The 25,803-nt window shown below is 54.6% G+C and carries 28 protein-coding genes and 1 pseudogene; 10 read left to right on the top strand and 19 right to left on the bottom strand.

Translation table 11 applies throughout. From position 1 onward, the window contains the following. Positions 1-3 precede the first annotated feature (3 nt). The 4 genes from BJP35_RS22360 to nasR all read right to left on the bottom strand — a co-directional run bounded on the left by BJP35_RS22360 (position 4) and on the right by nasR (position 4,347). Positions 4-792: an ABC transporter ATP-binding protein gene (locus tag BJP35_RS22360; protein ID WP_047744784.1), complete on the bottom strand. Its 789-nt coding sequence runs from the start codon at positions 790-792 to the stop codon at positions 4-6. 9 nt (positions 793-801) lie between these two features. After that, the gene (gene ntrB, locus BJP35_RS22355) at positions 802-1,683 is read right to left on the bottom strand and encodes a nitrate ABC transporter permease (RefSeq protein WP_014170482.1); all 882 of its coding nucleotides are present in this window, start codon (positions 1,681-1,683) and stop codon (positions 802-804) included. Between the two features lie 2 nt (positions 1,684-1,685). Next, positions 1,686-2,933 (bottom strand): CmpA/NrtA family ABC transporter substrate-binding protein, encoded by a 1,248-nt coding sequence (locus BJP35_RS22350; RefSeq protein WP_025203917.1) that lies wholly within the window; start codon positions 2,931-2,933, stop codon positions 1,686-1,688. A gap of 229 nt (positions 2,934-3,162) precedes the next feature. Then, on the bottom strand, positions 3,163-4,347 hold the full coding sequence (nasR, locus tag BJP35_RS22340) for a nitrate regulatory protein NasR (RefSeq protein ID WP_047744785.1): 1,185 nt from the start codon (positions 4,345-4,347) through the stop codon (positions 3,163-3,165). Positions 4,348-4,419: 72 nt separating this feature from the next. Between nasR and BJP35_RS22335 the strand changes: the two genes are divergently transcribed. The 3 genes from BJP35_RS22335 (at position 4,420) to BJP35_RS22325 (ending at position 7,115) form a co-directional block, all read left to right on the top strand. After that, positions 4,420-4,773 carry a DsrE/DsrF/TusD sulfur relay family protein gene (locus BJP35_RS22335; protein ID WP_047744786.1) on the top strand — a complete coding sequence of 118 codons (354 nt, stop codon included), beginning with the start codon at positions 4,420-4,422 and terminating at the stop codon, positions 4,771-4,773. A gap of 106 nt (positions 4,774-4,879) precedes the next feature. Continuing rightward, a complete protein-coding gene (locus tag BJP35_RS22330) occupies positions 4,880-6,664 on the top strand; it encodes a methyl-accepting chemotaxis protein (protein ID WP_086463570.1) in 1,785 nt (594 codons plus the stop codon). A 211-nt stretch (positions 6,665-6,875) separates the two neighbouring features. Beyond that, on the top strand, positions 6,876-7,115 hold the full coding sequence (locus BJP35_RS22325) for a DUF1883 domain-containing protein (protein ID WP_014170489.1): 240 nt from the start codon (positions 6,876-6,878) through the stop codon (positions 7,113-7,115). A 40-nt stretch (positions 7,116-7,155) separates the two neighbouring features. On the opposite strand, the gene BJP35_RS22320 is transcribed toward BJP35_RS22325, so the two are convergent. Together BJP35_RS22320 and chaB are read right to left on the bottom strand one after the other, a co-directional pair. Beyond that, a complete protein-coding gene (locus tag BJP35_RS22320) occupies positions 7,156-7,851 on the bottom strand; it encodes a gamma-glutamylcyclotransferase (protein ID WP_020882351.1) in 696 nt (231 codons plus the stop codon). A gap of 177 nt (positions 7,852-8,028) precedes the next feature. Then, positions 8,029-8,259, bottom strand: coding sequence for a putative cation transport regulator ChaB (gene chaB / locus BJP35_RS22315; RefSeq protein WP_020882350.1), 231 nt, complete (start codon positions 8,257-8,259; stop codon positions 8,029-8,031). Positions 8,260-8,528: 269 nt separating this feature from the next. Here chaB and chaA point away from each other — a divergent pair, with 269 nt between their 5' ends. Beyond that, positions 8,529-9,623, top strand: a complete 1,095-nt coding sequence (gene chaA, locus BJP35_RS22310; RefSeq protein WP_020882349.1) for a sodium-potassium/proton antiporter ChaA — start codon at positions 8,529-8,531, stop codon at positions 9,621-9,623. 91 nt (positions 9,624-9,714) lie between these two features. Here the strand turns inward: chaA and kdsA are convergent, their stop codons facing one another. From kdsA to hemA, 6 genes are read right to left on the bottom strand one after another with little or no spacing between them, the layout of a single operon-like run. After that, entirely contained in the window at positions 9,715-10,569 is an 855-nt protein-coding gene (gene kdsA / locus BJP35_RS22305; RefSeq protein ID WP_014170494.1) for a 3-deoxy-8-phosphooctulonate synthase, read from the bottom strand. A gap of 36 nt (positions 10,570-10,605) precedes the next feature. Then, positions 10,606-11,415, bottom strand: a complete 810-nt coding sequence (sirB1, locus tag BJP35_RS22300) for an invasion regulator SirB1 (RefSeq protein WP_014170496.1) — start codon at positions 11,413-11,415, stop codon at positions 10,606-10,608. A 3-nt stretch (positions 11,416-11,418) separates the two neighbouring features. After that, positions 11,419-11,811: an invasion regulator SirB2 gene (gene sirB2 / locus BJP35_RS22295; protein WP_025203913.1), complete on the bottom strand. Its 393-nt coding sequence runs from the start codon at positions 11,809-11,811 to the stop codon at positions 11,419-11,421. Further along, complete coding sequence (gene prmC, locus BJP35_RS22290; protein ID WP_032678346.1) at positions 11,808-12,638, bottom strand: peptide chain release factor N(5)-glutamine methyltransferase; 831 nt, start codon at positions 12,636-12,638, stop codon at positions 11,808-11,810. The genes sirB2 and prmC overlap by 4 nt, the downstream gene beginning before the upstream one ends. Further along, positions 12,638-13,720 (bottom strand): peptide chain release factor 1, encoded by a 1,083-nt coding sequence (gene prfA / locus BJP35_RS22285; RefSeq protein ID WP_014170499.1) that lies wholly within the window; start codon positions 13,718-13,720, stop codon positions 12,638-12,640. The genes prmC and prfA overlap by 1 nt, the downstream gene beginning before the upstream one ends. Positions 13,721-13,761: 41 nt before the next feature. Continuing rightward, positions 13,762-15,018, bottom strand: coding sequence for a glutamyl-tRNA reductase (hemA, locus tag BJP35_RS22280; protein ID WP_047744788.1), 1,257 nt, complete (start codon positions 15,016-15,018; stop codon positions 13,762-13,764). 201 nt (positions 15,019-15,219) lie between these two features. Here hemA and lolB point away from each other — a divergent pair, with 201 nt between their 5' ends. The 4 genes from lolB to dauA all read left to right on the top strand — a co-directional run bounded on the left by lolB (position 15,220) and on the right by dauA (position 19,575). Continuing rightward, positions 15,220-15,831, top strand: a complete 612-nt coding sequence (lolB, locus tag BJP35_RS22275; RefSeq protein WP_040017711.1) for a lipoprotein insertase outer membrane protein LolB — start codon at positions 15,220-15,222, stop codon at positions 15,829-15,831. Then, the gene (gene ispE, locus BJP35_RS22270) at positions 15,828-16,697 is read left to right on the top strand and encodes a 4-(cytidine 5'-diphospho)-2-C-methyl-D-erythritol kinase (RefSeq protein WP_047744789.1); all 870 of its coding nucleotides are present in this window, start codon (positions 15,828-15,830) and stop codon (positions 16,695-16,697) included. Before lolB ends, ispE begins: the two co-directional genes overlap by 4 nt. A gap of 126 nt (positions 16,698-16,823) precedes the next feature. Then, positions 16,824-17,771, top strand: a complete 948-nt coding sequence (prs, locus tag BJP35_RS22260) for a ribose-phosphate diphosphokinase (RefSeq protein WP_003856663.1) — start codon at positions 16,824-16,826, stop codon at positions 17,769-17,771. Positions 17,772-17,895: 124 nt separating this feature from the next. Beyond that, complete coding sequence (gene dauA / locus BJP35_RS22255; protein ID WP_047744790.1) at positions 17,896-19,575, top strand: C4-dicarboxylic acid transporter DauA; 1,680 nt, start codon at positions 17,896-17,898, stop codon at positions 19,573-19,575. Here the strand turns inward: dauA and BJP35_RS22250 are convergent. Together BJP35_RS22250 and ychH are read right to left on the bottom strand one after the other, a co-directional pair. Next, on the bottom strand, positions 19,561-20,619 hold the full coding sequence (locus tag BJP35_RS22250) for a MerR family transcriptional regulator (protein ID WP_047744791.1): 1,059 nt from the start codon (positions 20,617-20,619) through the stop codon (positions 19,561-19,563). The genes dauA and BJP35_RS22250 overlap by 15 nt on opposite strands. 123 nt (positions 20,620-20,742) lie before the next feature. Continuing rightward, a complete protein-coding gene (ychH, locus tag BJP35_RS22245) occupies positions 20,743-21,018 on the bottom strand; it encodes a stress-induced protein YchH (protein WP_014170506.1) in 276 nt (91 codons plus the stop codon). 274 nt (positions 21,019-21,292) lie between these two features. On the opposite strand from ychH, the gene pth reads away from it, so the two are divergent. Continuing rightward, a complete protein-coding gene (gene pth, locus BJP35_RS22240; RefSeq protein WP_006175913.1) occupies positions 21,293-21,877 on the top strand; it encodes an aminoacyl-tRNA hydrolase in 585 nt (194 codons plus the stop codon). Between the two features lie 126 nt (positions 21,878-22,003). Further along, complete coding sequence (gene ychF, locus BJP35_RS22235) at positions 22,004-23,098, top strand: redox-regulated ATPase YchF (protein WP_014170508.1); 1,095 nt, start codon at positions 22,004-22,006, stop codon at positions 23,096-23,098. Between the two features lie 53 nt (positions 23,099-23,151). Here ychF and BJP35_RS22230 read toward each other — a convergent pair whose 3' ends face one another. The 5 genes and pseudogenes from BJP35_RS22230 to BJP35_RS24895 all read right to left on the bottom strand — a co-directional run. Next, a complete protein-coding gene (locus BJP35_RS22230; RefSeq protein WP_014170518.1) occupies positions 23,152-23,445 on the bottom strand; it encodes a YciI family protein in 294 nt (97 codons plus the stop codon). Positions 23,446-23,715: 270 nt separating this feature from the next. Next, positions 23,716-23,916 (bottom strand): hypothetical protein, encoded by a 201-nt coding sequence (locus BJP35_RS24720; RefSeq protein WP_256971807.1) that lies wholly within the window; start codon positions 23,914-23,916, stop codon positions 23,716-23,718. A 498-nt stretch (positions 23,917-24,414) separates the two neighbouring features. After that, a complete protein-coding gene (locus BJP35_RS22215; protein WP_032678355.1) occupies positions 24,415-24,897 on the bottom strand; it encodes a hypothetical protein in 483 nt (160 codons plus the stop codon). Then, positions 24,894-25,304, bottom strand: a complete 411-nt coding sequence (locus BJP35_RS24900; RefSeq protein ID WP_155964424.1) for a hypothetical protein — start codon at positions 25,302-25,304, stop codon at positions 24,894-24,896. Before BJP35_RS24900 ends, BJP35_RS22215 begins: the two co-directional genes overlap by 4 nt. Further along, positions 25,300-25,800, bottom strand: a pseudogene (locus BJP35_RS24895) (RHS repeat-associated core domain-containing protein); the annotation flags it as partial. The gene BJP35_RS24900 and the pseudogene BJP35_RS24895, both read right to left, overlap by 5 nt. Positions 25,801-25,803: the final 3 nt, after the last annotated feature.

Genomic DNA, 25,803 nt, shown 5'->3' with positions numbered 1-25,803 from the left:
CCGTTACGCCGCTTTAGGCTGTTTTTCATAGAGGAAATGGAGGATCTGCTGACGCATATGGTGATAGCGGCTATCGTCCGCCAGCTGAACCCGATTACGCGGGCGAGGCAGGTCAACGTGCAGCACCTCGCCGACGGTGGCCGCCGGGCCGTTAGTCATCATCAGTACCCGGTCAGAAAGCAGCACAGCCTCGTCCACATCGTGGGTGATAAGCACGATGGTGGTGTTCAGCGCCTGCTGGATTTGCATCACCGAGTCCTGCAGATGCGCGCGCGTGAGCGCATCCAGCGCGCCAAACGGTTCATCCATCAGCAGGACCTTCGGCTTCATCGCCAGCGCACGGGCAATGCCAACGCGCTGTTTCATGCCGCCGGAGATTTCCGAAGGCCGTTTATGCAGGGCATGCCCCATCTGGACGCGATCGAGGTTGTGTTCAATCCACTCCTTGCGCTCCGCCTTGTTCATGGTGCGGCGAAAGACCTGATCCACCGCCAGCGCAACGTTGTCGAAGCAGGTGAGCCACGGCAGCAGAGAATGGTTCTGAAACACCACCGCACGCTCCGGTCCTGGCCCGGCGATTTCGCGGTTATCGCAAATCAGCCCACCTTCGGTCGGCAGGGTGATCCCGGCAATCAGGTTGAGCAACGTCGATTTGCCGCACCCGGAGTGGCCAATCAGGCTCACGGTTTCGCCTTCGTGAATATCAAAAGAGACGTTCTGCAGCGCCAGAAACTCGCCGCTGGCGGTAGAAAAACGCTGGCTCACGGCCTGGACCTGAATTAATGGTTTCATCTTCGCTCCTTATTTTTCCTGCCAGCTAAAGCGACGGGCGATCAGCATCAGCCCCTGCTCCAGCAGCAACCCGACCACGCCAATGATGACGATGGCGATGAGAATGTTTTCGACGTTGAGGTTGTTCCACTCATTCCAGATCCAGAAGCCGATCCCCAGCCCACCGGTGAGCATCTCGGCGGCGACAATGACCAGCCAGGCGATGCCAATCGAGAGGCGAACCCCGGTCAGCACCGCGGGCAGCACGGCCGGGAAGAGGATCCGCCGCATGATGGTCCACTCGGAGAGCTGCAGCACGCGGGCAACGTTAAGGTAATCCTGCGGAATACGACGTACCCCTTCGGCGGTGTTAATCACCATTGGCCATATTGAGCAGATAAAAATGGTCCAGCTGGAGGCGGGCTCCGCTTTCTGGAACAGCAGCAGGCCGATAGGCAGCCAGGCTAAAGGACTGACCGGGCGTAACAGTGCGATCAACGGGCTGAACATGCGCGAGCAAAAGGTGAAGCGACCGATCAGGAAACCGAGCGGGATCCCCGCGAGCGCCGCCAGACCAAAGCCCACCGCCACGCGCTGCAGCGAAGCGAGCACGTTCCAGCCGATACCCATATCGTTTGGCCCGTCGCGGTAAAACGGGTCAGCGAAGAGCGTTAATGCGGAATCCAGCGTACTGAGCGGCGTCGGGAACCCTTTGCTGTTGATCGCGGCCAGTTGCCAGAGCAATACCAGTAACCCGAGCCCCAGCAGCGCCGGGATCACGCGCTGCAGAAGGTCATTCATCCGTCGCGTGAACGTCGGCGCGCGGCGGCGAACCTGCACCGGAGGGAGGGTAATCACTTCCCCGCTCGCCGGCGTCTCGTCTTTCGATTTCGTGCTGTGCAGATGCTGCATAATCAGGCCCCTTTACGGTGAATAGCGAAGCGGTTGGCGTAACCGTCCGGATCGGTACCGTTCCAGACGGTACCGTCCATCAGGGTGCTGCTGCGATACGGTGATGACGGGGTGGATATGCCTCCCACCGCCGTGGCGGCATCCTGCCAGACCGAGGTCTGGTTAATGCGCTGCGCGATGGCGGCATAATCCGGCGCCGATTTGAGCAAGCCCCAGCGGCGGAACTGGGTTAAAAACCACATCCCGTCGGAGAGGTACGGATAGCTGACGGCACCCTCGTTGAAGAAACGGATCGGATGCGCATCCTGCCAGCGCTGGCCAAGCCCGTTGTCGTACTCTCCCAGCATCCGTCCGGTGAGATACTGCTCTTTGGTGTTCAGCCACGCCCGGCGAGAGAGGATTTGGGCGGTCTCACGTTTGTTGTCTGGTGATGCATCGATCCAGCGTGCGGCTTCCAGTACCGCACTCACCAGCGCCCGCGCGGTGTTCGGGTTTTTCTCCACCCAGTCGCGACGTGTGCCAAGAATTTTTTCCGGATGATCGGCCCAGATCGACTGGGACGTTGCGGCGGTAAACCCGATGCGGTCGTTAATGGCGCGCGCATTCCACGGCTCACCAACGCAAAAGCCGACCATGTTGCCAATCCGCATGTTCATCACCATTTGCGGCGGCGGCACAACCACGGTCCGGACGTCATCGAACGGATTAATGCCCGCGCTGGCCAGCCAGTAGTACAGCCACATCGCATGCGTACCGGTCGGGAAAGTGTGTGCGAAGGTGTAAGTGCCGGGTGCCTGCTGCCCAATCAGCGTTTTCAGCCCGTCGAGATCGCGAACGCCCTTCTCTGCCAGATCGCTGGAGAGCGTGATGGCCTGACCGTTCTGGTTCAGGGTCATCAGGTTTGCCATCTGCTGTGGCTTACCGGCAAGCCCCAGCTCCAGCCCGTACAGCAGGCCGTAAAGAATGTGGGCGGCGTCCAGTTCGCCGGCCACCAGCTTATCGCGCACGGCTGCCCAGCTTGCCTCTTTGGTTGGCACGATGGTGATGCCATATTTTTTATCAAACCCCTTCAGCGCCGCGATGACCACCGGCGCGCAGTCGGTTAACGGTATAAACCCGATGCGCACCGTCTCCTGCTCCGGTTTATCCGAGCCTGCCGCCCACGCGGCCTGCATGACGCCCGGTAACAACATGGCGCCGCTCGCCAGCATGCTGGCCTGTAAAAACCGCCGTCTCGACAAATCCGCCATGACCACTCCTGAAAAAAAGACAAAAAAAAGCGCCCACCCGTGCCGAAGCACCGCTGGACGCCTTTATCCCGAAGACAGATGCACCGCCGTTGGCGCACCGTCAAAAATGGTTAATCAGATAATGCAAAGGGAATGCCAGGTTTTACTGCCCTGTTTTCCGGGCGTTTACCGGGAATTTCCCCACGACCGCGCACCTCAATCAGGCACTAAATGCCCACTGATTGTGCACCTACTCCTTAGGGGTTACCTGCCACAAGCTCTTCACGGTGAGCAGCGCACGGGCGATATCCACCATGCGCTGGTTTTTGTCCATCGCCATTTTACGCAGCGCCGTCCATGCCTGTTCCTCACTCATCTTTTGATGGGTCATCAGTACGCTTTTCGCTTTATCGATGGTTTTGCGCTCTTCGAGCGTATCGCGCAGTGACGCAAGCTGACGGGAAAGCTGTTCTATCTCGCGCGCCTGCTGGCGAACCAGGGTTAACAAGGGCTTATCCGGGTAAGAGGCCAGCGGATCGTCCTGCTCCTCAGCCGGGAGCGTGTAGTCCTCCTGTCGATGGATATGCTCGTCCACCGCGATCATCAGATCGGCAATAACCATCTCCTCCAGGGTGCGCAGATGCTCAAGGCGTGCCGTTTGCAGAGCAAACCAGGCCAGCGCGGTATGGCCATTGTCAGCGGCTGGCTGGCGGGTACAGGCCAGGCGCCTCAGTTGCTCCGTCTCACGGTCAGGCTGGCAATTCTGGGAAAAGGTGGTTTGCACATCCGCCGTGCTGTGGGTCATGAAAATCTCGAAGCAGGCCTGCTGTCCGTCAATCCGGTCCACCAGCCGCTGACGGATGCCATCGTCAAAATAGCCCTGCGTGAAGCCAATGGCGCCCAGCGCCCGCTCTTGTCCCGCCAGCTCTTTACCCTGCATCAGGCTATAAAGCGCGACAAAACGGCCTGCGATTTGCGGATCGTCAATGCTGTCATTAAGCTGCGGTACGATACTGAGCAGATGACGCAGGATGCGACAATAGTGATCCATCGCCTGCGGGGCCGTAATGGTTTGCTGAATAACACCGTCACGAAGGGCTGACAGGTTATCCAGACTGAGCAGCGCGCCGGCTATACGTTCGCACACGCCGCTGCCCTGGAACGGGGAGTGATTATCCAGAACGTCATAAAGTGCAGTGAGGTTCTCATTCACCAGCGCCCGGCTCGCTTTGCATTCGGCAGCGTACAGCTTACCCTGTGAGCAGAGCCAGACGTTAGAGGCTCCACGCTCGCACTGCAGCATATGCACCAGCAGGCTGATGGCGTTAACCAGCACGCCAAGCTGTGCCAGCCTGCTCAGTTGCTCCCGGCGCATCGACCTTGCACGCTGGAGCCATTCGGTCGCACCTGGCGAAATGCCAGCCATTAATGTCATGCTTACTCTCCCGGACAGCGAAACCCTGGATAGCTAAGCAATATTCGTGCCTTTAAAAGAACAGGAGTCAACATGCAAAAGATTGTTATCGTCGCCAACGGTGCGGCTTACGGCAGCGAATCCCTTTTTAACAGCCTGCGCCTGGCGATTGCGCTACGTGATAGAGAGAGTGAACTGGAGCTACGGCTCTTTTTAATGTCGGATGCGGTCACCGCCGGGCTGAAGGGACAAAAACCGGCAGAGGGTTACAACATCCAGCAGATGCTGGAGATCCTGACCGCGCAAAACGTTCCGGTCAAACTGTGCAAGACCTGCACCGACGGGCGCGGCATCACCGGATTGCCGCTGATTGAAGGTGTGGAAATCGGCACGCTCGTTGAGCTGGCCGAGTGGACTCTGCGCGCCGATAAAGTATTAACTTTTTAATAATAAACCCGTAAAAATATTATTTTCTTATGGACGCGGTTTCAGCATCAAGTTTACCTGCAGGGTTGCCGATAGGCATGGAAACAACACAGCAGGTATTTCACTTATGTTCAGATCCATTCGTGCACGCATCATTGCCGCGACGACAGGTTGTCTGGTCGTCGCCCTTCTTCTTAATACTGTCATCAATTTTCAGGTCACACGCCAGGATAACCAGCAGTCACAGCGCGACATCCTGACCAGCACCAGCGCCAGCCATAACATGGCGATTGCGGACTGGGTGAAGAGCAAAATGACGGTTATCGCCTCCGCACAAACCGTTGCGCTCAGTGACGATCCGGTTCCGGTCTTTAAACAGCTTGCCCAGGCGGGTGGGTTCACTAACGTATACGTTGGCTATGCCAGCAAAACGGCGAAATTCTCTGAACCAGCGGGCGTACCGGCGGATTATGACCCCACGATCCGTCCCTGGTATCAGCAGGTCGTAAACCAGGATAGCCCGGTCGTGACCGCGCCATATGTTGACGCCGGTAGTGGAAAACTGGTGGTGACGTTTGCCGTGCCGGTGAAAGAAAACGGTACCCTGAAAGCCGTGGTGGCTGGCGATGTGGCGATGGACAGCGTGGTTGCTAACGTGCGCGGGATCCACCCAACCCCGGCAAGCAGCGGACTGCTGCTGAATAGCGATGGCACCGTCATTGCCGCCAGCGACCCTGCCCTGACGCTTAAACCGTTCGCCGAAACCCTCAAAGGCATCGACTTTGCGGCGCTGAAAAGCGGAAACCCGGTAAACGGGACCTTCAATGGCGCCGAAAAAACCTTCGTGGCAACCGCCGTGCCGGGTACGAACTGGATGCTGGTTGTTGCCCTGGACACAGGCGATGCCACCTCCGGAATGCGCTCGCTGCTGAAAGCCTCGGCCATCTCGCTGGTGATCCTGGCCTTACTCAGCGGCGCCATTGTTCACTTCCTGATTGCGCGTCTGCTGAAGCGCCTGTCTGACATTCGCGATGCGATGCATAACATTGCGAACGGCACTAACGATCTGTCGCAACGCCTGCCGGACAGCGGCGATGACGAAGTGGCGCAGATAGCGCAGGCGTTTAACGCTTTCAGCGACAAGCTCTCGGTAGTGATGGTACAACTGCGGGATGCCAGCGCATCGGTGAAAAACGCCGCGCGGGAAATTGCGGCAGGTAACCAGGACCTCTCAGGGCGTACCGAGCAGGCCGCCTCCAGCCTTCGCGAAACGGCCAGCGCCGTGGAAGAGATCACCGCGTCGGTAACCCAGTCGAACGAGTCTGCGGCTGAAGCCAATGACCAGGCGAGTAAGGCCTCTGCAGCTGCGGCTCGCGGTGGCGAGGTGGTATCGCAGGCCATCAGCACCATGCAGTCCATTGAAGTGGCTTCCGCGAAGATTGGCGACATCACTAGCGTGATTGACGGGATTGCCTTCCAGACCAATATCCTGGCGCTGAATGCCTCGGTGGAAGCCGCACGCGCCGGAGAGCAAGGCCGTGGGTTTGCCGTGGTGGCCGGCGAGGTGCGTAATCTGGCCAGCCGTAGCGCGCAGGCGGCGAAAGAGATTAAAACGCTTATCGATTCCACCACCAACAGCGTGGCCACCGGCTCCCGCTACGTTCATTTGGCCGGGGAAAGCATGAACGAAATCCGCTCCAGCATCGGTAGCGTATCGGGCATCATGCGTGAAATCTCCATCGCCACCAGCGAGCAGATGAAAGGCATCCAGGAGATTAACCATGCGGTGACCCATCTGGACAGAATGGTTCAGCAGAACGCCGAACTGGTGGTGCAATCTGCCGCTGCAGCCGGCGCGCTGCAGAGCCAGGCGGGCGACCTTGCTGAAACTGCCGGACATTTCCGCATTTAATGTTAGGGTGGCGCGCGTTCACCGGGCAAAACGCGCGCCAGAGTAAATTTTCAGGAATTTTGTCATTTTTGTTTAATCGTTACGCCATTTTTTGATCAAAGTCAGCATCCTCACCCTCCCCCTTTGGTGTTATGCCATGAGTGAATTGTGAACAATATCACGCTCGGATATGGCAGCAGGGAGAGCGTTGTTTAAGACTACGGGGTAAAAAATGGCACTGGTAAAAACAAGTTTGAAATTGTTTGGCGGGGATACGGTCGTGGTGCGGTGTTCTGAGCGCTGCCGCATTCATTTGATGAGTTCGAAAGCACAACAACACTCGCAGGCGGATATCCTGACCGTGCAGGATGACAAGGCATGGCTTACCGTGCCGTACACCGGCACGTGGGATGTCCTGATTGACAGCCATAGCCAGTCACTGGAGCATTCCGTAAGCTACGTTGCTGCATAAGTCACAAACGCCCGGCCTGCTCACGCAGCCGGGCGCATTCTCAGGCAAAACCGGGACGCAGGGTATTATTCAGCGGGTTCCCTTCCAGCAGCGCTTTCACCTTCACCACCAGCTCATTCAGACAATCGTCCTTCATGCCGAGGCGGGTCAGCTCCTGGTCGAGCGAAAAGAGATACTGCGCGTTGGTGCCCAGCGGTCCACTGGCGGCAGCGATCAACGGGGCAATAACCTGCGTGCGGGTATCCGCTTCATACAGCGGATGGCGCGGATCCATAATAAACACCAGCGCGTTAACGGTACGTCCGTCATCGAGTTCCAGCTTGCACCAGCTCGGCATATAGCAGCCGGTGATCATCTCGCGCTTCCACAGCAGCGTCAGTTCGTCTTCCAGCGTTGCATCCGGCAGGCGGTAGGCCACCCCCGTGGTGCGTCCGCCCTCTTTTAGTGCAAGCATGCGTCCCGGCTGACACGCGCTACCTCGACCGGCCGTCAGGCGCAAACAAAATGCGCGATGCCAGCCAGGAAGTGTACCTGTTGCCGATTCGACAAATTCGAGAGCCGGGTTCCACATCAGCGAACCGTAGCCAAAAATCCATACCGGGCCATCATCCGGGCGGCACGCCAGCGTGGCAGCGAGCGACGCCGCACGTTGTTCAGCTGACCAGAGAAGCGATTCCTCAATAGCACCAAATGCCGTCTTACAATCTGCCTTCATTAAGAAATCACGCGTTAACACTTTCCACCTCCGCCACTGCATGCTTCCTTGCGACATCTGTAATCCGCCTTCCCGGCATTGTGTGCTGGTCATTTTGCCAGCAGTTGAGTAACGATAAGCAATTCACGGGCCAGTTGCAATACAACGGAAGTTCAACCGCCTGAAAAGTCAAAACGAAGGCAGCGAATGATTTCACGGCTATTTCTTTTTATGCCATTTATCGTCGTCTCCTTTCTCATATTCATGTTTTACTGCGGCCCAGGCGACTTTGTGCGCGGTCTCTTCACGGCTGGCATCATCACGTCGATCTTCTTTATCTTTGTACTGTTCCCAGGCGCTGTTAAAAGCCTCTTTGTAGATATCCTGCGCGTGCGCGGGCAATACGTGTTGCACGCTGTCTGGTAATTCGCGTTTCGTTTTATATGGCATCGCTAACCCCTCTTTTGGTTAAAGAGATAAGTGTGGACGACGATACGGCAGGGTGCCAGTCAATTGAGAATTATGCGTAAATGATAATTTTAATATTATGTTATTAAAGGATTAATTACAGAACACATCACATTATCGACACCACAAATCCAAAACATTACAAACAGTAAAATTGAGTAAAAAATCAAGGATATTTAACAGAGATCTGTTAATTTAATGACCGAAAATTCTATCTATAATTACAAGCACCTGCATTGATGGAGAAGCACATGACAGCAGCACACGAGGCGGTGAAGACCCGCCACAAGGAGACATCACTCATTTTCCCGGTCCTGGCACTGGCTGTGCTGCTCTTCTGGGGAAGCAGTCAGTCACTGCCAGTGGTAGTTGGTATCAATATTCTTGCTCTGGTGGGTATCTTAACCAGCGCCTTTAGCGTTGTTCGCCATGCGGACGTATTAGCCCACCGCCTGGGTGAGCCTTACGGCTCGCTAATTCTCAGCCTTTCGGTGGTTATCCTCGAAGTCAGCCTGATTTCCGCGCTGATGGCGACCGGTGACGCCGCACCGACCCTGATGCGTGACACCCTCTACTCCATCATTATGATTGTGACAGGTGGTCTGGTGGGCTTTTCACTGTTACTGGGCGGCCGCAAATTTGCGACCCAGTACATGAATCTGTTCGGCATAAAACAGTATCTGATTGCCCTTTTCCCGCTGGCAATTATTGTGCTGGTCTTCCCGATGGCATTGCCGGGAGCCAATTTCTCAACCGGTCAGGCGCTGCTGGTCGCGCTGATTTCCGCAGCGATGTACGGCGTGTTCCTGCTGATTCAGACCAAAACGCACCAGAGCCTGTTCGTCTATGAACATGAAGATGACGGCGACGACCCGCATCACGGTAAGCCATCGGCTCACAGCAGCGCGTGGCATACGGTTTGGCTGATCGTACATCTGATTGCGGTTATCGCCGTGACCAAAATGAACGCCAACCCGCTGGAGACGCTGTTAACCGAGCTGAATGCCCCGGTCGCGTTTACTGGTTTCCTGGTGGCGCTGCTTATCCTGTCGCCTGAGGGGCTGGGGGCACTGAGAGCGGTGCTGAACAATCAGGTGCAACGCGCAATGAATCTGTTCTTTGGCTCGGTCCTGGCGACTATCTCACTCACCGTGCCGGTGGTGACGCTGATTGCCTTTATGACCGGTAACGAGCTGCAGTTCGCGCTGGGTGCGCCAGAGATGATTGTGATGGTGGCTTCACTGCTGCTGTGTCAGATATCCTTCTCGACCGGGCGCACCAACGTGCTGAACGGCGCGGCGCACATGGCGCTGTTTGTGGCCTATCTGATGACGATATTTGCCTAAGCGTTGTTCGGTGAGGCTCTGAGGCCACACCCGACACCTCTTCCATCGGGAGAGGAATAACCAAAAAAACCCGCCGAAGCGGGTTTTTTTATTAGTGACTGGTATCCAGCTCGTCGAAACTCTTCACCAGATCGTCAATCGCCTTGATCTGTTTCAGGAACGGCTCCAGTTTAGCCAGCGGCAATGCGGACGGGCCGTCGCACTTCGCGTTGTCCGGGTCCGGGTGCGCTTCAATGAACAGACCGGCCAGGCCAGTCGCCATACCGGCGCGCGCCAGCTCGGTGACCTGCGCACGGCGGCCGCCAGAAGCTGCACCAAACGGGTCGCGGCACTGCAGCGCATGGGTCACATCGAAGATAACCGGAGACTGGTTGGACACGTTCTTCATCACGCTGAAGCCGAGCATATCAACGACCAGGTTGTCATAACCGAAGTTTGCGCCACGGTCACACAGGATCACTTTGTCGTTGCCGCCTTCGATAAATTTATCGACGATGTTACCCATCTGGCCAGGGCTCACGAACTGAGGTTTCTTCACGTTGATGACCGCGCCGGTTTTCGCCATCGCTTCCACCAGGTCCGTCTGACGCGCCAGGAACGCCGGCAGCTGGATAACGTCGACAACGTCCGCAACAGGCTGCGCCTGAGAAGCTTCGTGCACGTCGGTGATCACTTTCACGCCAAAGGTCTGTTTCAGTTCCTGGAAAATTTTCATCCCCTCTTCCAGGCCCGGGCCACGGTAGGAGTGAATGGAGGAACGGTTGGCTTTGTCAAAAGAGGCCTTAAACACGTACGGGATACCCAGTTTTTGGGTCACGGTCACGTAGTGCTCGCAGATACGCATCGCGAGATCACGGGATTCCAGCACGTTCATACCGCCAAACAGCACGAACGGCAGGTCGTTTGCCACGTTGATATCACCAATGCTAACCACTTTTTGTTTCATAGGATCGCCTTATTCAGGTGTGAATCGGAATTAAGATTAATGCAGTGTAATTTGTTTGTGCGAGATCGCGTTGATCTGCGCACGAATCATTTCGCTGATCGGGTCTTCCGGGCATTGCTCAACGAAATAATTCAGATCGTTCAGCGCCACATGCTCGCAATCAAGCTGGGCATAAATCAGCCCGCGATCGCGGATTTCGTACGGATCTTCCGGATTAAACTGCAGAAGCACTTCGCTGGCACGTAATGCCAGCTCCATCTGACGCTCTTCCATCAGCGCAGATTTCAGCGTATCCAGCAGTTTACGGATCACCTCGGCGTTATCCGCCTCGTCGAGATCTTCATTAAAGAGCTCGGCAACCGGGCTGATATTGCCTTTTAACCAGACGTCCAGCGTATGCTCATCCAGCGTATCGCCGTTAAACGGATTAATGAGCCACATCTCACCGTCCAGCCACTCCGCTCGCAGGATCATCTGCGTCGGGAAAATGACCGGCACCAGTGGAATATCCAGACGATGCGCGACCCACAGCAAAATGGAACCCAGCGCAACCGCGCTGCCCTGACGATTTTTTAAGACCTGATCCAGCCATAGTGCGTCAGACAGACGATACACGCCACGCGTGTCGCAGAAACCCCATTCGCCGTAGAAAAGCTCAAGCAGCTTCTCTAATTGCCAGTCCTGCGGGCGCGCCTGATTGATCTCTTCACGCGCCAGGCTGACCAGATTCTCCAGCTCTTCGTAGACGTACTGCGACGTAAAATCGTCGCGGATCATCTCCGAAATCAGGATCATGCCATCGCAAAGCGGCACTTTATTAAATTCGAAATCGGCTAAGGACCTCATGACTTACCCCAGTAACGGTATTCTTGTGGTGGCGAGTTTAATGATGATGTACAGCACCACCAGCCCCAGCAAAAAGGCGATAAAACCGGTCTGCTGGCTGCGCGGACGACGACGCCCAAGCGCGATAAAACCCAAAACGATGTAGATGATAACGCCAAACAGCTTTTCAGTCAGCCATGCGCCTTTATCAGTAAATGGCAGATAGCCGGTCTTCCACATTAATCCGGCCCCTGAGAGAAACAGCACCGTGTCAATACAGTGCGGCGCAATACGCACCCAGCGGGCGTCAATCAGCGGATTATTGCTGTAACGCCACCAGTAACGGACGATGAAAAAGCTGATGGTCAGGGCAACGGCTATCAGGTGGGCCGTGATCAGCACGGTAAAGAGACTCATGCCCATTGTCCCAGCGTCAGACGGTCGTTGCCGCCATAGTCGCGACAGGTTTCCACCGCACGATAACCTGCAGCGATGAACACGTCACGCACCGCGTCCCCTTGCGTCCAGCCGTGCTCGACCAGCAGCCAGCCGCCGGGGAGCAAATGCTGTCGTGACGTTGTCACAATATGCACAATATCCGCCAGCCCTTCGTTGGCAGCGACCAGCGCCGTCAGCGGTTCGAAACGCACGTCCCCCTGCGTCAGGTGCGGGTCATGCTCGTCGATATAGGGAGGGTTGCTGACAATCATCCCGAACGTGCGGTTATCCAGCGCGCTAAACCAGCTGCTTTGCAGAACGGTGACGTTCGGGAAGCCTAGACGCGCCACGTTACGCTGCGCCAGCGCTACCGCATCGGGCATCACGTCAACCGCTGTCACCTCGCAGTCCGGACGCTCGCTGGCCAGCGCCAGGGCAATTGCGCCAGTGCCGGTTCCAAGATCGAGAATTCGGCAGGCTTGTGCGGGTAAACGCGACAGTGCCTGCTCCACCAGACACTCGGTGTCCGGACGTGGGATCAGGGTCGCTGGGGAGACGTACAACGGCAGTGACCAGAACTCACGCTCCCCGACCAGATGCGCCACCGGCTCACCGGTTTTGCGTCGGGCAAGCAGCGTAGCGAGCTGCGCTTCCTGCTCAGCGCTCAGCTGGGTCTCGCCGAAAGCCAGCAGGTAAGTGCGGGCTTTCCCCGTCACAAACTCAAGCAAAATTTCGGCGTCACGTTTAGGGCTTTCGCTCGCGGAAAGCTCACTGGCGGCCTGCCGTAACCAGTGCTGAAACTCCATTATTCCTGCTCGGACAGTGCTGCCAGCTGGTCAGCCTGGTATTCCTGCACGATAGGCTCAATCAGCATATCCAGCTTTCCTTCCATCACTTCGTCCAGACGGTACAGGGTCAGGTTGATGCGGTGGTCGGTAACACGGCCCTGTGGGAAGTTATAGGTACGGTTACGGTCGCTGCGATCGCCGCTGCCCAGCAGGTTACGACGCGTGGAGGCTTCCGCCTGCTGACGTTTTGCCATTTCAGCCGCGTGGATACGCGCGCCCAGCACGGATAAGGCTTTGGCTTTGTTCTTGTGCTGTGAACGTTCGTCCTGGCACTCCACCACGATGCCGGTTGGCAGGTGGGTAATACGAATAGCGGAATCGGTGGTGTTAACGTGCTGACCCCCTGCCCCGGAGGAGCGGAAGGTATCGATACGCAGGTCCGCCGGGTTGATGTCCGGCAATTCTGCTTCAGGCAGCTCTGGCATCACCGCAACCGTACAGGCAGAAGTGTGAATTCGCCCCTGAGATTCGGTGGCAGGTACGCGCTGCACGCGATGACCGCCGGATTCAAACTTCAGACGACCGTACACGCCGTCACCGCTGATTTTAGCGATAACCTCTTTGTAGCCGCCATGTTCACCGTCGTTGGCGCTCATGATCTCAACGCGCCAGCGACGCGCTTCGGCGTAGCGGCTGTACATACGGAACAGATCGCCGGCAAACAGTGCCGCTTCGTCACCGCCGGTCCCGGCGCGGACTTCGACAAAGGCGTTACGCTCATCGTCCGGATCTTTTGGCAGCAGAAGCACCTGCAACTGTTGCTCCATCTCTTCAGAACGCGCTTTTGCGTCCAGTAACTCTTCCTGCGCCATCTCGCGCATTTCAGGGTCGTCGAGCATCATCTGCGCGGTTTCAATATCTTCCTGGACCTGTCGCCAGTCGGTAAAGCATTTTGATACATCACTCAACTGCGCGTATTCACGCGAGAGCGCGCGAAAACGTTCCTGGTCAGCAATGGTCCCGGCATCGCCGAGCAGCGCCTGTACTTCTTCATGGCGCTCGTGCAGAGCTTCCAGTTTAGCGACGATAGAAGGCTTCATAGGCGTAAATGCACCTTGTAATAGAAAATGGGTATAGGGCGCTATTCCAGCCCGAGGCTGTTGCGCAGAATAGTCAGGCGTTCATCATCCCCGTCACGGGCGGCCTGCTGAAGGGATTTGGTTGGTGCATGGATCAGGCGGTTGGTCAGTTTCCAGGCCAGATCCTGCATAATGGCTTCTGCGTCGCCGCCCTGCTGAAGGGCGGCCAGCGCTTTGGCGGTCAGGTCATCACGCGCCTGCTCCGCCTGACCGCGGTACTCACGGATAGTCTCGCTGACGCTTTGCGCGCGCAGCCAGGCCATAAACTCACTCGTTTCCTGCTCTACAATGGTTTCCGCCTGAACCGCCGCCGCTTTACGCTGGGCAAGGTTATGCGAAATGATGCTTTGCAGGTCGTCCACGCTGTAAAGGTAGGCGTTCGCCAGTTTACCGACTTCCGGTTCGACATCGCGCGGGACGGCAATATCCACCAGCAGCATCGGTTGATTACGGCGGGATTTCAGCGCTCGCTCGACCATCCCTTTACCGATAATCGGCAGCGGGCTGGCGGTAGAGCTGATGATAATATCTGCCTCTTTCAGGCGCTCATCGATGTCGCTCAGCGCAACCACCTCGGCCCCCACCTCGTCCGCCAGCACCTGTGCACGTTCGCGGGTACGGTTAGCGATAATCATCTTTTTGACTTTGTGTTCACGCAGATGGCGCGCCACAAGTTCGATGGTTTCGCCCGCCCCGACCAGCATCACAGTGACGGTCGACAGGGATTCAAAGATTTGACGGGCCAGGGTACAGGCCGCGAAAGCAACAGAAACCGCACTGGCACCAATGTCGGTTTCTGTTCGCACACGCTTCGCCACGGAGAATGACTTCTGGAACATACGCTCCAGTTCACTGGCTTTCAGATGCCCTTTTTGCGAATCGGCAAACGCCTTTTTCACCTGACCGAGAATTTGCGGCTCGCCGAGCACCAGCGAGTCAAGGCCGCTGGCCACACGCATCAGATGGCTGACTGCATCGTTATCCTGATGCCAGTACAGGCTATTACGCAGCTCTTCTTCGTTGAGGTTGTGGTAATCACATAACCAGCGGATCAGCGCTTCATGCAGGTTGTCCTGCTCTTCAACGCTTAGGTAGAGTTCCGTACGGTTGCACGTCGAGAGCACCACGCCACCCTGCACCATCGGCTGTGCAAGCAGGCTGTCCAGCGCCAGGTCAAGCGTATCCGGCGAAAACGTGACGCGTTCTCGCAGCGAAACCGGGGCTGTTTTGTGGTTAATACCGAGTGCTAATAGGGTCATGTTGAGCGGGAGTAGTACCAGCGTTAATAAGGTTAGCAGAACGCATCATACAGGATGCGCGAGATCAATAAAAGAGACTGCCCCCTTTCGGAGTAATAGCTTATACAATGCTTTGAGATAATTTGAACGTAGACGGTGGCACCCTTCGACGCTAGCATTAACAGTTATAACTGCAACGTATCTCAAGGATTTGTCCTCATTATGACCCGACTGATTCGCCTGCTGCCCCTGGCGGCACTGGTTCTGACCGCATGTACCGTCACCCAACCTAAAGGCCCGGGCAAAAGCCCTGATTCACCGCAGTGGCGTCAGCACCAGCAGGACGTCCGCAATTTGAGCCAGTACCAGACCCGTGGTGCCTTCGCTTATCTCTCTGATGAACAAAAAGTGTATGCGCGTTTCTTCTGGCAGCAAACCGGGCAGGACAACTATCGCCTGCTGCTGTTAAACCCGCTGGGCAGCACCGAACTGGAGCTTATTGCCAAACCGGGTGAAGCGCAGATCACCGATAACAAAGGCAAGCACTATACCGCCACCGACGCCGAAGAGATGATCGGCAAGCTGACCGGAATGCCTATTCCGCTGAACAGCCTGCGCCAGTGGATTCTGGGCCTGCCGGGTGACGCGACCGACTACCAGCTTGACGACCAGTACCGTCTGAGCCAGGTGAGCTACACCCAGAACGGCAAAACCTGGAAAGTGGTGTACAGCGCCTATGACAGCAACACCAGGCCTTCCCTGCCATCCAACATGGAACTGACCCAGGGCAGCCAGCGGATCAAGCTAAAAATGGACAACTGGATCGTTAAATGATGACCCACTGGCCTTCTCCGGCAAAACTGAATCTGTTTTTATACATCACCGGACAGCGTGCTGACGGATACCATACCCTGCAGACGCTGTTTCAGTTTCTTGATTACGGCGACACGATCGCGATTGACCCGCGTCAGGACGGCGAGGTTTGCCTGCTGACGCAGGTTAACGGTGTGGCGCATGAAGATAACCTGATCGTGCGCGCTGCACGTCTGCTGATGAAAGCGGCGTCGGACACCGGTCGTCTGCCGGCAGGAAGCGGCGCGGATATCCGTATTGAGAAGCGTCTGCCGATGGGCGGTGGACTGGGCGGTGGCTCATCAAATGCCGCCACCGTGTTGGTTGCCCTGAATCACCTCTGGGGCTGCGGATTATCTCAGGATGAGCTGGCAGCGTTAGGCTTAACACTGGGGGCGGACGTCCCGGTCTTTGTGCGCGGTCATGCGGCGTTTGCTGAAGGGGTGGGCGAAATACTTTCCCCGGTCGAACCGCCGGAAAAATGGTATCTGGTGGCCCACCCGGGCGTCAGCATTCCGACCCCGGTCATCTTCAACGATCCTGACCTGCCACGGAATACCCCGGTGCGGTCAATAGAAACGTTATTAAATTGTGAATTCAGCAACGATTGCGAGGTTATCGCAAGAAAACGTTTTCGCGAGGTTGATGCGGTGCTTTCCTGGCTGTTAGAATACGCGCCGTCGCGCCTGACTGGCACAGGGGCCTGTGTCTTTGCTGAATTTGACACCGAATCCGCCGCTCGTCAGGTGCTTGAGCAAGCGCCGGTTTGGCTGCATGGTTTTGTAGCACGTGGGATGAACACCTCCCCCCTACAGCAAGCCATTCTGGCGCAGACTGAGTTTCGGTGACAACGTCACCCTGTTCCAGACGTTGCATCGCGCTCTTTAATACACCGCCTGGATAGCATTTCGCCTGGCCCGCACAGTTTGCGGCGAACGCTATCCACCACTGGACGCATGCCTGAGGTTCTTCTCGTGCCTGATATGAAGCTTTTTGCTGGTAACGCCACCCCGGAACTAGCACAACGTATTGCCAACCGCCTGTACACTTCCCTCGGCGACGCCGCTGTAGGTCGCTTTAGCGACGGCGAAGTCAGCGTACAAATCAATGAAAATGTACGCGGTGGTGATATTTTCATCATCCAGTCCACCTGTGCTCCAACAAATGACAACCTGATGGAACTGGTTGTTATGGTCGACGCCCTGCGTCGCGCTTCAGCAGGCCGTATCACTGCTGTTATTCCTTACTTCGGCTATGCTCGTCAGGACCGTCGTGTCCGTTCCGCGCGTGTGCCAATCACTGCCAAAGTTGTCGCTGATTTCCTCTCCAGCGTTGGCGTTGACCGTGTTCTGACCGTTGACCTGCATGCAGAACAGATCCAGGGCTTCTTCGACGTTCCGGTTGATAACGTATTCGGTAGCCCAATCCTGCTGGAAGACATGCTGCAGCTGAATCTGGATAACCCAATCGTGGTTTCTCCGGACATCGGCGGCGTGGTACGTGCTCGTGCTATCGCTAAGCTGCTGAACGATACCGACATGGCAATCATCGACAAACGCCGTCCACGCGCTAACGTTTCTCAGGTGATGCACATCATCGGTGACGTTGCTGGCCGTGACTGCGTGCTGGTTGACGACATGATCGATACCGGCGGTACGCTGTGTAAAGCAGCAGAAGCGCTGAAAGAGCGTGGTGCCAAGCGCGTATTCGCCTACGCGACTCACCCGATCTTCTCCGGCAATGCAGTAAACAACCTCCGCAACTCCGTTATCGACGAAGTAGTGGTGTGCGATACCATCCCACTGAGTGACGAGATCAAAGCGCTGCCAAACGTGCGCACCTTGACCCTGTCCGGGATGCTGGCCGAAGCGATTCGTCGTATCAGCAACGAAGAATCTATCTCAGCAATGTTCGAACACTAATCGAACACGGCCGAAAAACCCGCTGCGGCGGGTTTTTTTGTCTCTGATATTTATTTGTATGATCAATGCCTCCTTCACCTGCCATTCATATGACAGATGATGCGCACACGGATGAGAGATAATTGTGAAACACGTAACCTCCTCACATGTTCTTCCCTTTCGCGCCCTCATCGACGCTTGCTGGAAAGAGAAATACACCGCTTCACGTTTTATGCGTGACCTTATTGCCGGTATCACCGTCGGGATTATCGCCATTCCGCTCGCCATGGCACTGGCAATTGGCAGCGGCGTAGCACCGCAGTATGGGCTTTACACGGCGGCCGTCGCCGGGATTGTAATTGCGCTAACGGGCGGGTCTCGCTTCAGCGTTTCCGGCCCGACAGCCGCATTTGTGGTGATCCTCTATCCCGTTTCTCAGCAGTTTGGCCTGGCAGGCCTGCTGGTCGCCACCCTGATGTCCGGCGTCTTTTTGATCCTGTTTGGTCTGGCCCGTTTTGGCCGGCTGATTGAATACATCCCCCTTTCCGTGACGCTGGGGTTCACCTCCGGGATTGGCATTACCATCGGGACAATGCAGATCAAGGACTTCCTCGGCCTGCAGATAGCCCACGTCCCTGAACATTACCTGCAAAAAGTCGGGGCGCTGTTTATGGCGCTCCCCACCGCCAACCCCGGCGATGCCGCCATCGGGATTGTTACCCTGGGCACGCTGATTGTCTGGCCTCGTTTAGGCATTCGTCTGCCTGGCCACCTGCCCGCCCTGCTGCTGGGCTGTGCGGTGATGGCTATCGTTAATCTCTTTGGTGGCCACGTCGCGACCATTGGATCTCAGTTCCACTATGTTCTCGCTGATGGTTCACAGGGAAGCGGTATTCCTCAACTGTTACCACAACTGGTACTGCCATGGGATATGCCGGGTTCCAGCTTCACCTTAAGCTGGGACTCCCTGCGCGCCCTTCTGCCCGCGGCCTTCTCAATGGCGATGCTGGGGGCCATTGAATCCCTGCTCTGTGCCGTCGTGCTGGACGGCATGACCGGCACCAAGCATAAAGCCAACAGCGAACTGGTTGGGCAGGGTCTGGGCAACATCATCGCCCCGTTCTTTGGCGGTATTACGGCAACAGCGGCCATCGCCCGCTCTGCGGCAAACGTACGTGCCGGGGCGACGTCGCCGGTATCGGCAGTTATCCACTCGGTGCTGGTGATCCTCGCCCTGCTGGTCCTCGCTCCTCTCCTCTCCTGGCTGCCGCTTTCAGCCATGGCTGCCCTGCTGCTGATGGTGGCGTGGAACATGAGCGAAGCACATAAGGTGGTCAATCTGCTGCGTCGCGCACCGAAAGACGACATCATCGTGATGCTGATGTGTATGTCGCTGACCGTGCTGTTCGATATGGTTATCGCCATCAGCGTCGGGATCGTGCTGGCCTCCCTGCTGTTTATGCGCCGTATAGCGCAGATGACGCGCCTTTCCCCGGTTAACGTAGAGGTACCTGACGATGTGCTGGTGCTGCGTGTGATTGGCCCGTTGTTCTTTGCTGCCGCGGAAGGTCTGTTCAGCGAACTGGAAAACCGTATCGTGGGCAAACGCATTGTGGTGCTGAAATGGGATGCCGTGCCGGTGCTGGATGCGGGTGGTCTGGATGCCTTCCAGCGCTTCGTTTCGCGTCTGCCGGAAGGCTGTGAACTGCGGGTGAGTAATCTCGAATTCCAGCCGCTGCGCACCATGGCGCGCGCTGGCGTGCAACCGATCCCTGGCCGCCTGGCCTTTTATCCCAACCGTGAAGCCGCGTTAGCGGATCTGTGAATGCCCTGATGCAGAGAAACGTCTCTGCATCATCACGGCTATCGCCTGCTGGAGCCATGCAAGCACGGCAGGCGTCATCCATGTTCCTTTCATCAGATGCGGCTCCTGCTGCATGGCAACGCGAAACTTTTGCTGGGTTTCAGGATTCGTTCCCGCGTATGACTGGAACAATACACGCCAGTGTTCAGCGAGCATCTGCGCCTCACCGGAAGACGGGTCAAGGTTTTCCCGCTGCGCCTGATGCAATTTCGCTACCAGTGGCGGCCACTCCATCATGCGATCAAAATAGTGTGCGCGGGTAAAGGCCATCTCTTCTGCAGAGAGATACTTTTCCCAGATGGCAAGCTTCGATTCGGCAAACGCCCGCGTAATATAGTCAGTCATTTCCGCCGTAATACCTGTCTGCTCACGCATCTGCGGCTCGACGCTGTGCATCTCGTTCAGCCGGGTGAGAAATTCCGGCTTACCTGCCGTATCCTGCTCCAGGCGTGACATCCAGCGCGTCGCCAGATCCCTGGCACGGGGATCCGAAACGTCGATATTATGCTTCAGCAGGCTATTTGCCTCAGCAACCAGACCTGACCAGATATCCGCAAGTGCCTCCTTCTGTACGGCAAACGGCAACTGCTGTAACTCCTCTTTGCTAAACCAGCGTTCGTACATATTCATTAACTCCAGAGTCTGTAGCCAGGATTCCAGATTGGGTGCCGCATCGTTGGTAAGCCCGGTACGCAATTCCACCAGTCTCTCGCGCAGCGTCAGCATGCTGCGCAGTTGCTTATCCAGCAAACTGATTTGCGCATCGAGTAATTCGGTTAACGACAGCGACTCCTGTTTCAGAAAATCCCTGATCTCAGCAAGTTCCAGCCCGGCTTTTGCCAGCACCTGAATCATATGCAGACGTTGCACATCCGCCAGATTATACAGCCGGTAACCTGCCGCACTTCTGGCAGAAGGCAGTAACAACCCTGTTTGCTCATAGTGATGCAATGTTCGCACGGTGATCCCGGCACGTTTCGCGAGTTCACCCACCTGAATCAACATAACTGCTCCTTTTACTTTGCCAGTGGCACCACTCTGAAGCCTTACGTTACGTGAGGGTCAACCTTTCATGCAAAAAAAACGACTCCATGAGGAGCCGTTTCGGTGTTCTTTCGTCGTAGCACGTTAGCTGTGTTTGTGCTGGTCCCTGCGGCAGCGCTTATCGTAATGGCGCACCCACCAGTATTTATCGCAGACTTCTTCATGACCACTCACGCGTGCACCGGCAAGCCATAGCACTGCACCAAGGAAAATACTCAATACCGCGCCATGCGCGAAGTATTGCGGAAGGTCAAGCTGCGGCAATTGGTTTAAAATTGAATAACCCACGCCAGCGACCATCACAAACAGTCCCAACCCCATCAGCACATTACCGAGTATCGAAGCGTTTTTGCGTTTCATATGTCACCTCCGGAACTTTGGGTTGTAAGGGGAAAAGCCCCTGATCCTTGTGTGTAAAGTATAGACAACGGCTCTTTTATGAGTTGCGTGAATGATCACATTTACAGATAACTCCCAGACAAAAGTTTACAAATAAGACATTGAACAGCTTGAAATTCTAATTGTTCAGATAAGTAATTATTCATATCTCGCGGTTCGGGCAGCAGAATTTTGTCAAGCGGCGCGTCAGACAGTAAACTACGCGCCAGATCTGGAACCCATTAGGAATTGAATCGTGACGATTAAACTGATTGTCGGCCTCGCGAACCCAGGCGCAGAGTACGCGGCGACCCGCCACAATGCCGGTGCCTGGTACGTTGATCTGCTGGCCGAACGGTTACGTGCTCCCCTGCGTGAAGAACCAAAATTCTACGGGTATACCTCACGTATCAATCTTGCTGGCGCAGATGTCCGTCTGCTGGTGCCCACCACCTTTATGAACCTGAGCGGCAAAGCTGTTGCAGCCATGGCGACGTTTTATCGCATTAACCCGGATGAAATTCTGGTGGCCCACGATGAGCTGGACCTGCCCCCCGGTGTGGCAAAATTCAAACTGGGCGGTGGTCATGGCGGTCACAATGGTCTGAAAGACATTATCAGCAAGCTGGGCAATAACCCCAATTTCCACCGTTTGCGTGTGGGAATCGGCCATCCGGGCGATAAAAACAAAGTTGTCGGTTTCGTACTGGGTAAGCCACCGGTTTCTGAGCAGAAACTGATTGACGAAGCGGTCGACGAAGCGGTGCGCTGCACCGAAATCTGGCTGCAGGATGGCCTAACCAAAGCGACAAACCGCTTACACGCTTTCAAAGCGCAATAATCCGCCCGATACGGCTTTTTTACCGCGCGTGGTGCGGGTTACGTGTATAATAGGCGTAGTTATTTACTTTTCATCAATCGGTTATCGTTAACGGATTGATTATCAAGATATTAAGGTGATTTAGAAATGGGATTCAAATGCGGTATCGTCGGTCTGCCAAACGTGGGCAAATCCACCCTGTTCAACGCGCTCACCAAAGCAGGTATTGAAGCGGCGAACTTCCCGTTCTGTACCATCGAACCGAACACCGGCGTAGTGCCAATGCCCGATCCGCGTCTGGACCAGCTCGCGGAAATCGTGAAGCCGCAGCGCATTCTGCCGACCACCATGGAGTTCGTGGACATCGCGGGCCTGGTGAAAGGTGCATCCAAAGGCGAAGGCCTCGGTAACCAGTTCCTGACCAACATCCGTGAAACGGAAGCAATTGGTCACGTTGTGCGTTGCTTCGAGAACGACAACATCATCCACGTTAACAACAAAGTGGACCCGGCTGACGACATCGAGGTGATCAACACCGAGCTGGCACTGTCTGACCTCGACACCTGTGAACGCGCTATTCACCGCGTGCAGAAGAAAGCCAAAGGTGGCGACAAAGACGCGAAAGCAGAACTGGCTGCGCTGGAAAAATGTCTGCCACAGCTGGAAAACGCGGGCATGCTGCGCGCGCTGAAAAACCTGACAGAAGAAGACAAGGCGGCGATCAAATACCTGAGCTTCCTGACTCTGAAGCCAACTATGTACATCGCCAACGTCAACGAAGACGGTTTCGAGAACAACCCGTACCTGGACAAAGTGCGTGAAATCGCCGCGGCTGAAGGTTCAGTGGTTGTAGCGGTTTGCGCTGCCGTTGAATCCGACATTGCAGAGCTGGACGACGCTGACCGTGACGAATTCATGGCCGAGCTGGGTCTGGAAGAGCCGGGCCTGAACCGCGTGATCCGCGCAGGCTATGAGCTGCTGAACCTGCAGACCTACTTCACCGCTGGCGTGAAAGAAGTGCGCGCGTGGACCATCCCTGTGGGTGCGACTGCGCCTCAGGCGGCCGGTAAGATCCACACCGACTTCGAGAAAGGCTTCATTCGTGCGCAGACTATCGCGTTTGAAGACTTCATCACCTACAAGGGTGAGCAAGGCGCGAAAGAAGCGGGCAAGATGCGTGCGGAAGGGAAAGATTACATCGTTAAAGATGGCGATGTGATGAACTTCCTGTTTAACGTTTGATTGGTTTTGAATGAAAAAATCCACGCTTAGGCGTGGATTTTTTTATTCCGGGGTTAAAACACATTTTCCAAGAGTTCTGTTTTCATGCTGGGTTCAAAGGGAATGATTTCAACAGTCGCAAGCTTTAACTTCTGAAAAGGATCCTCGCGTAAGCGCTCTTCAAGAGAGGCAAGACTCTCGCACTTAGCGAGAATGACACCGCCGTTTCTTGGGATCCGTCTACCGGACGCCAGAAAAATCCCCTCTGCATACCCCTTTTTTAGCCACTCAACATGAGCAGGTATCGCTGCGTCGATTTCATCGAGTGGTTTTATATAGGTCAAAATGACAATGTAAACCGTGCTCATCCTTTGCCTCTTAACTCTGTTTTTTTAAACCGCTTGTTGGAACTGCTGATACAGTCCCTGTTTTGCCACCGGTTATAGTTATCATTTTTTTTAGCGCTTTTGATCTTAATATGCAGGGCCCGATTGAGACAACGCGTTACGCTTCATATCCCAGGAATAAAACCAATCATGCCAACCATTTTGTTTTGCTGGATAGCTACAGAAAACGACCACTTCATTTGACAGATTGAATGTTAAGTAATAGAACGTCGCACCTTCAGGAGGTGCAGATCAAAATAGTTTTTCGCCCTGAACATCAAAGATGGTCAAAACGGTTGGTAATGGCTTAGACTCGCTTAACGCAAAGACTAACTGGCGTGTTGAGTCGACCATTGCATGGTCTAAAAATGGCATACTAACCACTCTGTTACTTTCACCACTAGCCCAATGAAGCAGGTTATTTTCTTTAAAATAAATGAGATTTTCAATCATTGGTAAACCTCAACTTTTAAAGTTTGATCTTTTTCAAATCACCTTCAAAAAGCCCCACAAGATATACCCGGTATCGTGCTGGTTGCACTTCTTTATACGTTAATACACTAGAAAAATCTTTCAAACACTTTGAACATGTATTTTTCGAAACATCTAATTGGCTATCGTCGTAGCTATATCTCTTATGTTCACTAACAAGCTTCACACCTCTCATTTTCTTAACCAAAAAGCTTTTTACCTCTTCAGTAAGCGTGTCAAACTCATATGAGTTTACGATAGAGTAGACTATTACCCCGTCACATTCAGGGCATGATATTTCCTTTCTATACTCTATGAAATCATTGTCAATGCCATCGAGGACTAATAACTTCTTTTTAAGTCGATTAGTTATTTTCATTTCCTCTATAACTTTTAACTCCAATAATAACAAGTAAGATTAAAAGTAAATGGATGATGTTATTAGTCAATAACTTAATTTAGGCAAGCCTTGATTATTGATTATATTGAATTCCAAACTATATATATACCATGGTTGAATGACTTTGTCTCATACGAGACAGAAATTCGGCCCCATTCATAATCCCATCTAATCATTTCTGTTTTCGTAATATCAGGAACCCCTAAATTCAGAGAAAGGCTTAGCCAATCAGACAAGCTTTTCACTGAGTTATTTAGCATGTTAATATTAGTTCTGGTATCCCAGTCCTTTAGGGATTTATAATATTCACTATCTTTATCGACAAGATGAACCATAAAAGGAAAACCAAAACATATTGGCCGTATGTTAATTTCAAATTCTTTATCGCAAAAAAACACCGGATCAATAAGATATTGATAAGGCATGTATTTCTTTACAGCATTAAACGTATTTAGTTTGTGATAAAGTTTACTGTTGCAAAATCCTTCTTCAGTATCAATCTCTAAAGTTAGACCATCGAAAATTAGCTTTCCCGTTTTCGCATTAAAATTTAAGTTTATCATATATCTATAATCTTTCCTGGGGTTAAAAGATGTCTCGATTCCTCTGGGATAAAGAACTGAAGTCCTCCCCCATCTCCATACAACTTATTGGCTGCAGCTCTACCGTAAGCAACATCTATGTCTTCGCTTACATAGAAAGCCCTTAATTTCGTACGTACAGGCCATCGAGGATCTAATTTTACCTGTAACGCTTGATGATAACCCAAAGGATCGCCTCTATATTGATTGACTGTTGGGAATGTCACAGTATATGAGGGTTGTTGATTCCCATTCGGGTAAAGAGCATAAAGAATTGTACCTTTTTTCAGCTTCCTATTCTTATAAACATCAACACCGGGATAATCATCATTTCCAGGGCCTTGCCACTTCGTTGCTTCTTTAGATGGATCCTTACATTTACGACTCAACCCCCCACGGATCCACCCATCTCAGCGCATTAGGCGCATACTGGTAAAGGTTTATCCCCCCCCCCGCCAGCCCTATCGGGTCCTGCTGCGTAAATCTTCCGCTGTCCGGGTCATAATACCGGAACAGATTGTAGTGCAGCCCTGTCTCACGATCCAGGTATTGCCCCTGCATGCGCAGGTTCTGAGAATATCCTGATACCTGCGTCTCGCTTTCCCGCAGCAGCTTGCCCCAGGCGCTGTTCACCCCTTCCCAGCGCACCTGCCCTTCGATATCCGTCATCCGCTCCGGCGTGCCGTTGGGCTGGCAGTGGAACCAGAAAATCTCCGGGGAATCAACGCCATCGACACGCGCCAGCGGATCGTAACTGTCCTGATCGCTGTAGACACAGGTCAGCGGCACATCCCCGTGCACCTCCTGCAGCAGACGGAACCCTTCCCAGACAAACCGGGTGGTGACCGGCTTGCCGGTTGGCTGTCCGCCCAGCATCTGGTGTAAAGG

The organism is Enterobacter sp. J49 (genome assembly GCF_002148625.1).
GTDB lineage: Bacteria > Pseudomonadota > Gammaproteobacteria > Enterobacterales > Enterobacteriaceae > Enterobacter > Enterobacter ludwigii.
The sequence above is the reverse complement of the archived record's forward strand: the minus strand, read 5'-3'. Positions and strand labels throughout refer to the sequence as shown.

Bases quoted from the DNA above. Each gene is read 5' to 3' on its own strand.
- prfA (WP_014170499.1), bottom strand. From the start codon at position 13,720: ATGAAGCCTTCTATCGTCGCTAAACTGGAAGCTCTGCACGAGCGCCAT.
- BJP35_RS22215 (WP_032678355.1), bottom strand. From the start codon at position 24,897: ATGATAAACTTAAATTTTAATGCGAAAACGGGAAAGCTAATTTTCGAT.
- BJP35_RS22325 (WP_014170489.1), top strand. From the start codon at position 6,876: ATGGCACTGGTAAAAACAAGTTTGAAATTGTTTGGCGGGGATACGGTC.
- ychF (WP_014170508.1), top strand. From the start codon at position 22,004: ATGGGATTCAAATGCGGTATCGTCGGTCTGCCAAACGTGGGCAAATCC.
- BJP35_RS24720 (WP_256971807.1), bottom strand. From the start codon at position 23,916: ATGATTGAAAATCTCATTTATTTTAAAGAAAATAACCTGCTTCATTGG.
- BJP35_RS22360 (WP_047744784.1), bottom strand. From the start codon at position 792: ATGAAACCATTAATTCAGGTCCAGGCCGTGAGCCAGCGTTTTTCTACC.
- BJP35_RS22330 (WP_086463570.1), top strand. From the start codon at position 4,880: ATGTTCAGATCCATTCGTGCACGCATCATTGCCGCGACGACAGGTTGT.
- ispE (WP_047744789.1), top strand. From the start codon at position 15,828: ATGATGACCCACTGGCCTTCTCCGGCAAAACTGAATCTGTTTTTATAC.
- lolB (WP_040017711.1), top strand. From the start codon at position 15,220: ATGACCCGACTGATTCGCCTGCTGCCCCTGGCGGCACTGGTTCTGACC.
- hemA (WP_047744788.1), bottom strand. From the start codon at position 15,018: ATGACCCTATTAGCACTCGGTATTAACCACAAAACAGCCCCGGTTTCG.
- BJP35_RS22350 (WP_025203917.1), bottom strand. From the start codon at position 2,933: ATGGCGGATTTGTCGAGACGGCGGTTTTTACAGGCCAGCATGCTGGCG.
- kdsA (WP_014170494.1), bottom strand. From the start codon at position 10,569: ATGAAACAAAAAGTGGTTAGCATTGGTGATATCAACGTGGCAAACGAC.
- ntrB (WP_014170482.1), bottom strand. From the start codon at position 1,683: ATGCAGCATCTGCACAGCACGAAATCGAAAGACGAGACGCCGGCGAGC.
- prmC (WP_032678346.1), bottom strand. From the start codon at position 12,638: ATGGAGTTTCAGCACTGGTTACGGCAGGCCGCCAGTGAGCTTTCCGCG.
- chaB (WP_020882350.1), bottom strand. From the start codon at position 8,259: ATGCCATATAAAACGAAACGCGAATTACCAGACAGCGTGCAACACGTA.
- ychH (WP_014170506.1), bottom strand. From the start codon at position 21,018: ATGAAACGCAAAAACGCTTCGATACTCGGTAATGTGCTGATGGGGTTG.
- sirB1 (WP_014170496.1), bottom strand. From the start codon at position 11,415: ATGAGGTCCTTAGCCGATTTCGAATTTAATAAAGTGCCGCTTTGCGAT.
- BJP35_RS22250 (WP_047744791.1), bottom strand. From the start codon at position 20,619: ATGTTGATTCAGGTGGGTGAACTCGCGAAACGTGCCGGGATCACCGTG.
- BJP35_RS22335 (WP_047744786.1), top strand. From the start codon at position 4,420: ATGCAAAAGATTGTTATCGTCGCCAACGGTGCGGCTTACGGCAGCGAA.
- chaA (WP_020882349.1), top strand. From the start codon at position 8,529: ATGACAGCAGCACACGAGGCGGTGAAGACCCGCCACAAGGAGACATCA.
- BJP35_RS22230 (WP_014170518.1), bottom strand. From the start codon at position 23,445: ATGAGCACGGTTTACATTGTCATTTTGACCTATATAAAACCACTCGAT.
- nasR (WP_047744785.1), bottom strand. From the start codon at position 4,347: ATGACATTAATGGCTGGCATTTCGCCAGGTGCGACCGAATGGCTCCAG.
- sirB2 (WP_025203913.1), bottom strand. From the start codon at position 11,811: ATGAGTCTCTTTACCGTGCTGATCACGGCCCACCTGATAGCCGTTGCC.